The sequence below is a fragment of the Aliagarivorans taiwanensis DSM 22990 genome, from assembly GCF_000429505.1.
GTDB classification, from domain to species: Bacteria; Pseudomonadota; Gammaproteobacteria; order Enterobacterales; family Celerinatantimonadaceae; genus Aliagarivorans; species Aliagarivorans taiwanensis.
Genome location: NZ_AUBZ01000007.1, coordinates 91,597 through 104,144, shown reverse-complemented (window position 1 = coordinate 104,144; position 12,548 = coordinate 91,597). Strand labels below are relative to the sequence as shown.

Below are 12,548 nucleotides of genomic sequence, written 5' to 3'. Positions count from 1 at the left end.
CATGATCGATGCAAAGTTTGAATATGGAACCGAAGTGCGGGTGATAAAAAACATCCGCAATGACGGTAGCTTCCCCGGTTGTAAGAAAGGCGACTTACTGGTGCGTCGCGGCTCGGTGGGCTACGTGCAGCAAGCGGGGCTGTTTTTACAGGAGCAGGTGATCTATCAGGTGCATTTTCTGCAGCGTGGCCTCACCGTTGGCTGCCGCGAAACCGAGTTGGTTGGCACTGAGCAACAGTGGTTTAGCAATCGCTTTGAATACGGCGATAAGGCCCGGCTAACCCTGCGTCTAGGCAGCCAAGGCAATATCTTGGCGGAAGCCGGTGAGGTGGTCGATATCCTCGCAGTAGACCGCCGCTCCCCGGAGAGCCCCAGCTACCGCATCCAGTATCACGACCTCGATGTGATGGTGCCAGAACGCGCCTTAAGTGCCATTGAGGAGGTCGCCTATGTCGAGTAACGCTCCTGCCATGGAGGCACTCAACAGCGGCCGTCAGCAGGCCTATCTGCAGATGAAGGTGGCCATCGAACGCTTTGAGCAAGTGCCTAACGCCCTGCCACCCCAGCAGAAAATCGAGGTGGAGCGCATCGCCGAGCGGCTGCTCAAACTGCAGCGTCGGGTGCTGCAATCACCGGAGGCCAGCATGCTCTATCTGGGCGAACAGGAGCTCGATGTGGCGCTGGATAAGATCCGCGGGCAGTTCGACAGCGAGCAAGCCTTTGAACAGGCGCTGCACAACAATGCCCTGGATCAGGACGATTTGCGCCAAGCGGTTAAAGATGAGCTGTTGTGCGATGCGGTACTGGAATACGCCTGTAAAGACATCGCCCCGATTAGCGAGCAGCGCGCACTGGAGTTCTATCAGCAGCATCCCGACAAGTTTACCCAACCCGCCCGCTGCCGCGCCTCGCACATCTTAATCACCATTAACGATGATTTCCCGGAGAATCGTGAACAAGCTGCCTGGCAGCGGATTATGACCTTGGCAGAACAGGCTGATAGCAGCAACTTTTCCCAGTTGGCGCTGCGCCACTCCGAGTGCCCCACAGCCATGAACGGCGGCGAGCTGGGCTGGGTGGAAGGGGGGCAGCTATTTCCTGCTTTGGACAAATGTTTGTTCCGCCTGAGCGAAGGGGAGCTAAGCCCGGTGCTGCGCAGCGAGATAGGCTTTCACCTGCTACTTTGCCACCAACAACAGCCCGCCCATTGCGTGGAGTTCGAGCACGCCAAAGCGCAGATCCAGGACAAGCTCTATGCCCAGCAGCGCAAGCAGCGCCAGCGAGTATGGTTGGCCAGCCTGATGGGGTAACACTGACTAAAAAGCCGACAGGGCGGCTTACCTTCTCCTTGTCTAAGAGACATTTGCCGGCGTAAGCCGGCCTTTTTTTAACTGTGGTTGATAGTGGAATACTGCGAGAAATACGATCTGATTAGGGCAGCAGGGTTTCCTGCCGAGCGCGCTCTAGCAGCGTGAGCGTGCTGTCGATATCGCCATGTTCAACAAAATTCACCAAGATGCTTAGTGCGCGTTGCTCGAACGCGGGTTGGGTGTTGCGATCAAAATACTGGGTCACCCCTTGGGCACCGCGAAGTAGCTGTTGACCGGCAAGAGTGAGTGGCTCATCGCTGGTTACGGCATCCGCGTGCGGCGGTAGATAACCCAACTGAATATTAAGCAGTGACTGAGTATCCGCCCGCGCTACAAAAGCTAAAAACAGCTCCGCTTGCTGGCGTTTTTCTGAGTGAGGGTTAAGGATAAACACCTCGGTGGGGGCCACTTCAAAGTCGTTGAACTCTCCCACGCTGGGAAAGGGGGCAAAACCCATCTCGGCACGCGCCTGCTTGGGCCATTTGTGGGCGATAAAGTTGCCCATCAAGGTGATCCCGACTTGTTCTCGATAGAGTCGCGAGGCTATGTCTTCCCAGCTGTTACGATTGCGATTGTTGTTAAAACAGCGCTGGTCCAGCAGCTGTTTCCAGTGCTCAAACACCTGCCGCACGCGGCTGTCTGCAAAGTCGATGTCGCCGGCGAGCAGTTGATGGTGAAAGGTCATGCCATTGAGGCGTAGATTGAGGTAGTCAAACCAGGCTGCCACCGGCCAGCGCTCCTCGGTGCCTAGCCCTATTGGTGCCAGCCCGTCGGCGCGCATCTTTTCACAGAGTTCGAGCAGCCCTTGCCAGGAGTGCGGGGCTCCGCCGTAACGTTCAATAACCGGTTTCTTGTAGTACATCCCCCAGTGATAGTAGGAAAACGGTATGGCAAAGATATCGTCGCGCACACTAATGCTGGGCTTTAGATGGCCAAACGCCTGATCCAGGTTTAATTTGTCCCATAGATGATTGAGGGTAGGTAGCTGATAACGCTCCACCAACGAAAACAGCCGTTGGGCACTTTGCCAGTACAGCACATCCGGGCCATTGACATCGGCCGCCAGCCATTTTGGGAGCATTTGCTTGTAGTCGGCATCATCGCGTGGAACCAGAGTCAGCTCGATGTTGGTCTCTTCGGTGAACTGAGCGAATACATCTTCATAGATTTGGCGCTGCTTGGGCGCAAGCAGCAAACCGATTTCCAACGATTGTGCACTTAGCTCGCTAATGCTGAAGGATAGTGTAAGCATCAATGCTGCGGTATATCTCAAATGCGGCTTCCTGACATTTCTCTATACAAGGTGTAGCTCAGATGGTCCGGTTAGCAAACCATCGGACAGCTGATTAGTGAGGCGTTTCAACGATGGCTTGGGATTTGCTGACGAATACTTGCAGCCTTGCTTGTTCTAAAGCGCGCAAGGTGTTCTCAATGTCACCGTGTTCGGCGAACCCTGCCAACAAAGGCACTGCCAGCTTCTCGAAGGCGGGTTGGGTGTCGCGGTCAAAGTATTGGGCAACGCCACTGGCTTGCAATAACAGCTGGTGGCCACGTTGGATAAAGGGATCGCTGCCAGTAATGGCTTTGTTGTGGGGAGGCAGATAGCCGAGCTGGCTGTTCAGTAGCGACTGGGTGTCGGCGCGGGCGATGAACACCAAAAACTCCTTGGCCAGTGCGACTTGTTGGCTGTTGGGGTTGAGCATTAGAACTTCGGTGGGCGCCAACTCATAGGAGGGCTGCAGGCCCAAGGTAGGGAAGGGGGTAAAGCCCAAGCCTAAGCGTAGTGAGGGGGGCCACTTGCTGGCGATAAAGTTGCCCATCAAGGTGAAGCCGATCCGCTCCCGATGGATTTTTGAGGCGATGTCCTCCCAGGTGTTATTGGCGGTGTCATCATTGAAATAACCGCGATCCAGTAAGGTTTTCCAGTAGCTAAACACTTTGTGTAAGCGTGGGTCGAAGAAGCTGACCTCGCCGATCAGCACTTTGCGATGGAAGGCTAAGCCGTTGACCCGCAGGTTCAAATAATCAAACCAAGCAGCAGCGGGCCAGTTGTTCTTTGTCCCCAAGCCAATGGGGGTAAGCCCATCGTTTTTCATCTTCTCGCACAGCGCGAGGAACTCTTGCCAGGTGTTAGGCGCAGGGCCATAGCGCGCGACGACCGACTTTTTAAAGTACAAGCCCCAGTGGTAGTAGGAGTAAGGGATTGCGTAGATATTGCCTTGGTAGCTGAGGTTGGCTTCGATGGAGGCAAACGATTTATCCATGTCATGCTGTTGCCATAGGTCGTTGATGGGCAGCAGCGGATAGTCTTGGGCTAGCGCAAACAGGCGTTGGGAGGCTTGCCAGTAAAGTACGTCGGGGCCTGATGCGCCGGGGCTAAGCCAGCGTGGGAGCTGCTCTTTGTACTGGCTGTCGTTACGCGGCAGGATCTTAACGTCAACGCCGGTCTCGTAAGTGAACTGCTCGAACACCATCTCATAGATTGCACGCTGTTTGGGGGTAAGTAATAAGCTCACCTCCAGCACCTTGGCTGGAGTAGCCCAACTAACAAGCGACAATACGATTAAAGTGACGGCAATCCTTCGCACCAGTGATTCCAGGCTGACAAGTTACTTACCTTATCCTAGCTGGCGGTACTAGTTTTTGCTGGCTTTCGCGAGCCATCGGTCCAAATGATTGGCAAAGGCTTGGCGATCGGCCTGACTCAGCGGCGCAGGGCCGCCGGTCTGTACGCCGCTGGCGCGCATGGTGTCCATAAAATCGCGAATGTTTAGGCGCGACTTGATATTGGCTTTGGTGAACAGCTCGCCACGGGGGCTTAAGGCCTGTGCGCCTTTGGTGATCACTTCATCAGCCAAGGGGATATCGCTGGTGATGACCATATCGTCGGCTTCACAACGTTTTACAATTTCGTTATCAGCAATATCAAAGCCGCTGGGCACCTGCACAAAGCTCACGAAGCGGTTGGCTGGGGTTTTCATATAGTGGTTGGCGACCAGCGTCACTGGCAGTTGGCAGCGCTCGGCGGCGCGGAACAGTATCTCTTTGATGGCGGTTGGGCAGGCATCCGCATCGACCCAAATTTTCACGGTGTTTCCTCTGGCCGGTTCAAGCGGCGCTGTTGGCGATGACCAGAGGCTAACTATACTCAATGCAAAGGGCAAGCCTCGAGGGCCACCACTGATGCAACTAAAACTGATGATTCCCATGCTCAATGTCAGCAATATCCGCCATAGCCTGGAGTTCTACCAGCGCGCCCTTGGCTTTGAGGTGGTCAGTGATCCAGCGGCGGTGGATCAGTGGCAGTGGGCGACCATCCGCTCGGGCGAGACCGAGATCATGCTGTCGCAAACCGAAAGCGCTGGGCAGCTAAAGAGCGGCATCGACCCGCAGCAGTGCACCGACTGGCCCACTATCTTCTACTTCTACCCAGACGACGTGGCGGCCCTTTATCAGCATATCTGCGCTGAGGGCTATCAGCCCACCGATTTAGTCGACACCCACTACGGGATGCGCGAGTTTAGCCTGCAAGACCCAGATGGCCATATGCTCAGCTTTGGCGAAGCACTCAATCGCGCCTAGCCTGTGGCGAACCTCACCAATAGCAATACTTTGTAGGCTTTAGTACCACCGACCTCCCCTTTAAGCCCTGTGCTCACCCGCTGGCGTGTTAGGCACTGTTCTTGAAAACAGAACAAGTATCTACAGGATTGATCAGTGAGCCCTAATGAAAACAGAGCTGGATTGGTCGCGTTATCGCGATCAGGGAATGGGGGATGCCTATGCTGATATTCCCAAACAAGGTGGCGACTTTGCCAAAGCCGTTTCGGTCTGTATCAACAGTGGGGTATGCCAAACCCAGCGCCGCGGTTTGATGTGTCCCTCCTACCAAGTCAGCGGCGATAAGCGCCTCTCCCCGGGTGGGCGAGTCGGCTTGTTAAAACAGTGGTTGAATCAACCTGAACCTATGCCCCAAACGGCATCCGCAGACCTGCAGTACGCCTTGGAATACTGTGTGGCCTGCAAGGGTTGTCAGCGGGAGTGCGAGAGCAACCTGGATATGGCGCTGATCAAGGCCGAGTACTTGGGCCAGCTACGGCGGCCTTGGTACAAACAGCTCAACCCGCGGCATTGGCTGTTGGCTCACCTGCCGAAGGTGTTGCAGCGGCTGCCGCTGCTGCGTCCGCTGATCATTTGGCGAAATCGAAGTCCTTGGCTGGCCAAGCTGGGGCAGAGGCTATTGGCGATCCCCCAAGCGCTGCCCTTGCCGGTGCCTAACGCTGAAACGTTTAAAGCGCAGTCATCAGTCTATCCGGCAGATCGGGTCAGCGGCGAGTCGGCACGCTCGGTGGTGTTGCTATTGGATAGCTTTACCACGTTGTTTAATCCGCAGCTGGCTGATGATGCGATCCGGGTGTTGCAGGCTGGGGGCTATCAGGTGCATTTGGTTCACCCGCGCAGCAACCCGGGTGAGCTGCTCGACAGTGGCCGCAGCTTGCTGTCTCAGGGCTATATTACAGCCGCCCGCCGTCAGGCCAACAAGATGTTGCAGTGTTTACAGCCACATATCGAAGCCGGGCGGCCGATTATCGGGCTGGAGCCAGCGGATCTGCTGATGCTGCGTGATGAGTATCTAGCATTGGGCTTAGGTGAACCGGCGCTGGCGTTGGCCAAGCAGACATGGCTGATGGAAGAGTTTATCTCGCGTGAGCTGCGCAATGGCCGCTTTAGGCTGGACTTCCAGCCTCAGCAAGCAACAAAGCCTGCGCAGTCGCTAATAGTATTTGGCCACTGCCATCAAAAGGCCACCGGGGCGATGAAGGCGATGCGCCGAGTGCTTAAACAACTGCCGGGGGTAGAGTTCCAGTTTCTCGAATCCAGCTGCTGCGGCATGGCCGGAACTTGGGGGCTGGAGCTTTGCCATCACAGCATGTCTCAGCGGATGGCCGAAACCTCGCTGCTGCCGGGTTTGGCTGCTAATCCCGATGCCACAATCATCAGCAATGGCTTCGGCTGCAGCCATCAGATATATACCTTAACCGGCAGGACAACGCTTCATTTGGCTAGCCTGCTGGCACAGCGACTGATACGCAGTTAGGCTTCCCGTTAGCCGCCGCAGCGCCCTCCGGGGCAACCGCCACCCGACATGCACGGTGGCGCTTCAGGGTTTTTCAGGCTTGCGCTGTTAACCACGCCGCCACCACTGATTAAACGGGTAACCTTGCTGTTGGGGTCGACACCTACCAGCGCCAAGCCGCCCAACTCACACAACTCGGCCCAGGTTTGGGCGCGCTCAGACATGGAATGGCGAACTTCGTAGATTTGCTGATTAGCTTCACAGCGGTAGTCGTAGCTTGGCATAAAGGTCTCGGTGTTTAGGGCTATAGGTTAGGGGCTCTGCGTTGTGGTGATTATCGCAAGTTCACTTTACTTATCACCGCTCTCCATCAAGTTTTGCTCAGTTGTTGTAACGGAAGGTGCAAAAAAGCCACCCAAAATCTGGGTGGCAAATCCTACTTCCCTGTAGGGATGATGTCGCTCGCTAAAACAATACTGGCTGCCGATGGGGCTAGAACTTGGCGGTCATGCCGTCTTGTGGTGCCTGCAGCTTCAAGGTGACGCGGCGGTCAAAGAAGTTATCTTCCAAGCTCTCTTGTTGGGCCAGCGGCTGGCTGTCGCCGAAGGCTTTGCCGTGCAAGCGGGTAGGGTGGATACCGCGCTCGGTAAGGTATTGACGCACTGCAATTAAACGCTGCTCGGAAAGGGCGCGGTTGAACTCGCTGTCGCCGCGGCGGTCGGCATAGCCGCTTAGGTCTAGTTGCAACTCATCGGCGATGTTCATGGCGTAGACCACATCATCCAACTGTTTTTGGAAGTGCGGCTCAATCTCCGACGAGCCAGTCTTAAAGTGCACATTCATCCCGATGGCCAGCTCATCCAGCTTGTCTTGTTGAGCTTGTTGGAAGCTCAAAAGTTGATGTTCCAGCTGCTGATGCTGATCCATTAGCGATTGATAGCCTTGGCGTTGCTCATTGAGCGCTAGCTGTTGTTGCTCTAGCTGTTCTGTCTGGCTTTGAAGCTGGTCGTTTTGCTGGGCCAGTTGGTCTTCATCGTTCACCGACTTACCGATAAAGGTGCCGGTGAAGCCACCAATAAAGGCGCCTACTGGGCCGCCAACGATGGCACCGATAACTGCGCCAGAGCCCATACCAATCAGCTCGGGTTTGGCTGAGCGAGTGTGTTCATCGCCACTATCCTCTGCAGCCAGAGTAGGCTGGCTAAAGGCTAGGCTGGTCACCAGTAGCAGGCTCAAAATGGCTGGGTTGCGGCTGGCAAGTGAAGACTTGGTTTGTGCTTGAGTGTTCATGGTAATCCCCTTGATACGTAACTTGTTGCTTGCAGTAGTGAGGCGCTTTGCTGCGTTGCGCCGTGTCGATGAGTTCATTAAACCGCAGCGAAATGGCCATCAAGGGGAGCAAATCGGGCAAGTTAGCGGTCAATTGTGGCAACAATCTGGCAATTGCTGTGGCCGCGATTTTTTGCCGGTGGATTGGTGTATAGTCGTGCTAAGTCAGATATTTAACGAACGTGTATAGATACAGCATGAAACGCATTGCCCTAGTTGAAGATGAAGCCGCCATTCGCGAGAACTACAAGGAAGTCCTGCAGCAGCAAGGCTATAGCGTGCAGGCCTATGCCGACCGCGAATCTGCCTTGCAGGCCTTTCGCACCCGCCTGCCCGATTTGGCGATCCTCGATATTGGCCTGAACGATGAAATAGACGGTGGCTTTTCGCTCTGCCAGAGCCTGCGGGCGATGTCGCAGACTGTGCCGATTATCTTCCTGACCGCCCGCGACAGCGATTTCGATACCGTCTGTGGGCTGCGCTTGGGCGCCGATGATTACCTCACCAAAGATGTTAGCTTCCCCCATTTGCTGGCGCGACTGGCGGCGCTGTTTCGCCGCAGTGAACTGCAGGCGCAAGCGCCCGATGAGCAGCAAGAGCTTGAATATGGTCCGCTGCATATCGATATCAACCGTATGCAGGTGAGCTGGAATGGTCAGCTGGTGGCGCTGACCGTGACCGAGTTTTGGATGGTGCACTTGCTGGCCAAGCACCCCGGCCATGTGCGCTCGCGTCAGGAGCTGATGCAGGAGGCCAAGATCTTTGTTGATGACAGCACCATCACCTCGCATATCAAGCGGATCCGCAAGAAGTTTATTGCGCTGGACACGGCCTTTGATTGCATCGATACCGTCTATGGGATGGGCTATCGCTGGGATGCGCAGGGCTAGTTTGTCGCATGTTTAGTCGAGCTAACACCAAGGGCTTTCGTTTTAAGCTGCGCCATAAAGTCACCCTGTTATCGCTATTCTTGCTGTGCCTGCCCTATCTGGCCTACGAGTTTGTTTGGGAGATGGAAAAGTACCTGCGCTTGGGCCAAGAGAAGACCTTGGAAGGGACCACGCAGGCACTGGCGACCGCCTTGCATGAGCGGCCCAAGCTGTTTGATCTGCAAGCCAGCTATCTTAATCAACTGCAAGAGGGGCGCGATCTCTACGCCTATCCGCTCACCGCGCCCATCAAGCTCGATGGCAAGCTTGGTGACTGGCAGCCCTACAAACACCGCTGGCTACACTATGGCGGCCAGCACAACCTGTTTCGCTCTCCCACCGCTAAATCTCAGGTGAGCTTTACCCATATGGTGGGTAAGTATGAGGGCTATCTGTATGCCTTCTTTGATATCAACGATCCTGACTTGGTGTACCGCAGCCGCAGCAGCCTGAGTGTGCAAAACAACGATCATCTGATGATCGCCACGGTCGACCCACAAGGGCAGCTGCGCCGCTATGCCGTTGCCGCCTTTGCCGATGGCTGGGTGAATGGCTTCGCCTTGCCCGATGATCCGGCCTTGCCAGCCGACGCGGAGTTGGCCATTCAGGGCCAGTGGCGCAGCAAGGTGGGCGGTTACCAGTTGGAGCTGCGCATCCCGGTGAATCTGCTAGGCTCCAAGCTCAGCTTTGCCTATCACGCTTTTCAGCGCACCCCGCAGCGGCATCTGGCGCAGGTGGTGGGCACATCATCGATCAAATCGGTGGATGCGCTGGGTACGGTGTTGGTGCCCTCGCCGGAGATTGAAGAGATCATCCGCGGCATGAGCTACAACACCGCACGTATCTTTGTATTGGACCGGCATGGCCGGGTATTGGCGAAATCTGGCGATATCCGCGACTCACAAGGGATCTGGTCGCGTCCGGAAGATGAGCTGCAAGGCAATGATTGGTGGAGCGTGCTGCAGCGCGACTATCTCAACCCGCTCTACTACACCGTGTTGGAGCGCCCGCCCAAGGATTTTATCGACTCTCTCGAAGACTCCACCGAGGTCGGTGGCACCCATATCCAAGGGGCCTTGAATGGCGAGCACAGCTCCAGTCGACGCTTAACCCCAGAGGGTGCAGCGGTGGTGCTCTCGGCGGCCAGCCCGATCTGGATCGACGGCAAGGTGATGGGGGTGGTGGTGGCTGAAGAGACCACCAACGGCATTCGCTCGATTCGTAATCGGGCTCTGGAAAAGCTGTTTACCCTGATGCTAACGGTGATGGCCTTGGGCACCCTAAGTCTGTTTATCTTTGCCTCGGGGATCGCCTCGCGGATCCGCAAGCTGCGCAATCAAGCCGAGCAGGCGATTGACCCACAAGGGCGGGTGACCGGTGCGATTACCCCCTCCAACAATGCCGATGAGATTGGCGACCTGTCGCGCAGCTTTGCCGATATGGTATCAAGGCTTGGACAGTACACCGGCTATCTGGAGAAGATGTCATCGCGGCTTTCCCACGAGTTACGCACACCGGTGGCGGTGGTTCGCAGCTCGCTGGAGCACTTGGAGCTGCAGCCCTTGGCCGAGCACCAGCAAAAATATGTGGCGCGAGCACAAGAAGGGGCCAGCCGCTTAAGCCTGATCCTAAATAATATGAGCGAGGCGACGCGACTAGAGCAGAGCCTGTCGCAGGCCGAGTGTTGCGTGTTCCCGCTAGAGCAAGTGGTGGGCGGCTGCGTGCAGGGCTATCAGTTAACCTACCCCGAGCAGGCGTTTGAGTTTATCGCAGCCGAGTGCGGCGAATCGCTCAGCCTGTATGGGGTGCCCGAGCACATCGCTCAGCTACTAGACAAGTTGGTGGATAATGCCCGCGAGTTTGCCCTGCCCGAGAGCGTTATTCAGGTCTCGTTGGCCCAGCAGGAGAACCGCGCCATCTTGCAGGTCAGCAATGATGGGCCACTATTACCTGATGAGATGAATCAGCAGATCTTCGAGTCGATGGTATCGGTACGTGACGAGGCTAAAAAAGACAAGCCACACTTGGGCTTAGGGCTGTATATCGCCCGCTTGATCTGTCAGTTTCACAGCGGTGAGATCAGCGCCTTTAATCGTCAAGATGGTTCCGGCGTAGTGGTGCAAGTTGTGATCCCACTGATTAAGTAGGGGATAAGCCTAAGAGCTTATTCCCGAGCAATTAGACAAGTTATAAGTCGAGGCTTTTATTGGCTTTTTTATCAGATGTTAAACTTAGAATAGTTAGTCTAAACGTCACTATTTGGACATGTAAGTTACCTTTATTTGTCATTTTCGCCTCATAGATTGGAGCATCCATAACTAAGCAAAGGAATGCTCCAATGAAGACCCCTCGTATGCTTGTCGGTGGCGCTGCTGCGCTACTGCTGTTGGCCGCTTGTGATGATGATACCGAGACCCGGATTGAAACCGTTGAAACGCCGGTGATCGTGCAAGTGCCTGCCGGTGCTGCCTTTAACGTTGAGCTTGGCCCTCGTCCTTATTACTTAGTCGACGACATGGATGAAGGCGCACTGAAAGATCAGCTCGCCGCCTGCGCCGACGGCCCGTTCTACAAAACAGACTTTTCCATTGGCCACCGTGGTGCGCCGCTGCAGTTCCCGGAGCATACCCGCGAATCCTATGAAGCCGCGGCGCGTATGGGCGCGGGGATCCTAGAGTGCGATGTGACCTTTACCAGCGATCAGGAGCTGGTATGTCGCCACTCGCAGTGCGATCTGCATACCACCACCAATATCCTGGCGATCCCTGAGCTGGCGGCGAAGTGCTCCGTGCCGTTTACCCCAGCCGACCCTGATAGCGGCACTCCGGCTCAGGTTCAGTGCTGCACCTCAGACATCACCCTGGCGGAGTTCCGTACCCTGCAAGGTAAGATGGATGCCGCCAATCCAATGGGCACGACCATCGAAGAGTACATGGATGGCACTGCTGACTACCGTACCGACCTGTACGCCTCAAACGGTACCCTGATGACCCACGCAGAGAGCGTCGAGCTATTTAAAACTCTGGGCGTTAAGATGACCCCGGAGCTGAAATCGCCCAGTGCCACCATGCCATTTAATGGCTTTACCCAAGAAGATTACGCACAGAAACTGATTGATGAACTCAAGGCCGCTGGTGTGCCGGCCGAAGATGTCTACGTCCAATCGTTCAATCTGAGCGATGTCCAATATTGGATTGGTGCCGAGCCGGAGTTTGGCAATCAAGCGGTGTATCTGGATGGTCGCTACAGCGATCCGGCATTTGACCCCAGTGATTCATCAAGCTGGACTCCAAGCATGGATCAGCTGGTGGCCGATGGCGTGAAGATCATCGCACCGCCGCTGTGGGTACTGGTTGCTGAAGAGGGCGATGCGATCGTGCCGTCGGTCTATGCTACTGCAGCGCGCGAAGCCGGCTTGGACATCATCACTTGGACCTTGGAGCGCTCAGGCCGTCTGTCTGACGGCGGGCCGGAGCAAAACGGTGGTTGGTATTATCAAACCATTGGTAACATCACCAACAACGACGGCGATGTCTTTGCCTTACTCGATGTGTTGGCCAAAGATGTTGGCGTACTGGGCGTGTTCTCCGATTGGCCCGCCACCACCACCTACTACGCGAGCTGCATGCGGCTACCCGCGAGCTTATAGCCGCCAGCATGTAGCTGCAATAACTGTAACGACTAAGCTACACGCTCCCAACGCAAAGGCCCGCGTCAAAAGACGGGCCTTTTATTGCTGCCCCTGCCTGAAAGCAAGTATTCACTTCGCTTGCGTGTGCTGCGTTTGACGTTATTTTGACGAATGGTTTAGTTTGTTGCTTTTTTCGACTAAGCTGGTCTCTT

Annotated in this window: 12 protein-coding genes; 7 read left to right on the top strand and 5 right to left on the bottom strand. The window is 55.6% G+C overall.

Annotated features, from left to right (window positions below; translation table 11 throughout):
• Position 1 precedes the first annotated feature (1 nt).
• Together G462_RS0106795 and nifM are read left to right on the top strand one after the other, a co-directional pair.
• Positions 2 to 460 (top strand): nitrogen fixation protein NifZ, encoded by a 459-nt coding sequence (locus tag G462_RS0106795; protein ID WP_035477016.1) that lies wholly within the window; start codon positions 2 to 4, stop codon positions 458 to 460.
• A complete protein-coding gene (gene nifM / locus G462_RS0106790) occupies positions 450 to 1,310 on the top strand; it encodes a nitrogen fixation protein NifM (protein ID WP_035477014.1) in 861 nt (286 codons plus the stop codon). The genes G462_RS0106795 and nifM overlap by 11 nt, the downstream gene beginning before the upstream one ends.
• A gap of 121 nt (positions 1,311 to 1,431) precedes the next feature.
• On the opposite strand, the gene G462_RS0106785 is transcribed toward nifM, so the two are convergent.
• The 3 genes from G462_RS0106785 to G462_RS0106775 all read right to left on the bottom strand — a co-directional run bounded on the left by G462_RS0106785 (position 1,432) and on the right by G462_RS0106775 (position 4,459).
• Positions 1,432 to 2,622, bottom strand: coding sequence for an ABC transporter substrate-binding protein (locus tag G462_RS0106785; RefSeq protein ID WP_026958327.1), 1,191 nt, complete (start codon positions 2,620 to 2,622; stop codon positions 1,432 to 1,434).
• Positions 2,623 to 2,716: 94 nt separating this feature from the next.
• Positions 2,717 to 3,886 (bottom strand): ABC transporter substrate-binding protein, encoded by a 1,170-nt coding sequence (locus G462_RS0106780; protein WP_157378568.1) that lies wholly within the window; start codon positions 3,884 to 3,886, stop codon positions 2,717 to 2,719.
• A gap of 120 nt (positions 3,887 to 4,006) precedes the next feature.
• Positions 4,007 to 4,459 carry a YaiI/YqxD family protein gene (locus G462_RS0106775; RefSeq protein WP_026958325.1) on the bottom strand — a complete coding sequence of 151 codons (453 nt, stop codon included), beginning with the start codon at positions 4,457 to 4,459 and terminating at the stop codon, positions 4,007 to 4,009.
• 94 nt (positions 4,460 to 4,553) lie between these two features.
• On the opposite strand from G462_RS0106775, the gene G462_RS21950 reads away from it, so the two are divergent.
• Together G462_RS21950 and G462_RS0106765 are read left to right on the top strand one after the other, a co-directional pair.
• The gene (locus tag G462_RS21950) at positions 4,554 to 4,952 is read left to right on the top strand and encodes a VOC family protein (RefSeq protein ID WP_035477013.1); all 399 of its coding nucleotides are present in this window, start codon (positions 4,554 to 4,556) and stop codon (positions 4,950 to 4,952) included.
• A 145-nt stretch (positions 4,953 to 5,097) separates the two neighbouring features.
• The gene (locus G462_RS0106765) at positions 5,098 to 6,468 is read left to right on the top strand and encodes a (Fe-S)-binding protein (protein WP_026958324.1); all 1,371 of its coding nucleotides are present in this window, start codon (positions 5,098 to 5,100) and stop codon (positions 6,466 to 6,468) included.
• 8 nt (positions 6,469 to 6,476) lie between these two features.
• On the opposite strand, the gene G462_RS0106760 is transcribed toward G462_RS0106765, so the two are convergent.
• Both G462_RS0106760 and pdsO read right to left on the bottom strand, forming a co-directional pair.
• Complete coding sequence (locus G462_RS0106760; RefSeq protein WP_026958323.1) at positions 6,477 to 6,731, bottom strand: FmdB family zinc ribbon protein; 255 nt, start codon at positions 6,729 to 6,731, stop codon at positions 6,477 to 6,479.
• Between the two features lie 208 nt (positions 6,732 to 6,939).
• A complete protein-coding gene (pdsO, locus tag G462_RS0106755) occupies positions 6,940 to 7,737 on the bottom strand; it encodes a sortase-associated OmpA-like protein PdsO (protein WP_026958322.1) in 798 nt (265 codons plus the stop codon).
• A 236-nt stretch (positions 7,738 to 7,973) separates the two neighbouring features.
• Here pdsO and pdsR point away from each other — a divergent pair, with 236 nt between their 5' ends.
• The 3 genes from pdsR to G462_RS0106735 all read left to right on the top strand — a co-directional run bounded on the left by pdsR (position 7,974) and on the right by G462_RS0106735 (position 12,354).
• Positions 7,974 to 8,666 (top strand): proteobacterial dedicated sortase system response regulator, encoded by a 693-nt coding sequence (pdsR, locus tag G462_RS0106745; protein ID WP_026958320.1) that lies wholly within the window; start codon positions 7,974 to 7,976, stop codon positions 8,664 to 8,666.
• A gap of 8 nt (positions 8,667 to 8,674) precedes the next feature.
• A complete protein-coding gene (gene pdsS / locus G462_RS0106740) occupies positions 8,675 to 10,852 on the top strand; it encodes a proteobacterial dedicated sortase system histidine kinase (protein ID WP_035477011.1) in 2,178 nt (725 codons plus the stop codon).
• A gap of 191 nt (positions 10,853 to 11,043) precedes the next feature.
• A complete protein-coding gene (locus G462_RS0106735) occupies positions 11,044 to 12,354 on the top strand; it encodes a glycerophosphodiester phosphodiesterase family protein (protein WP_026958318.1) in 1,311 nt (436 codons plus the stop codon).
• The last annotated feature ends 194 nt before the right edge of the window (positions 12,355 to 12,548 follow it).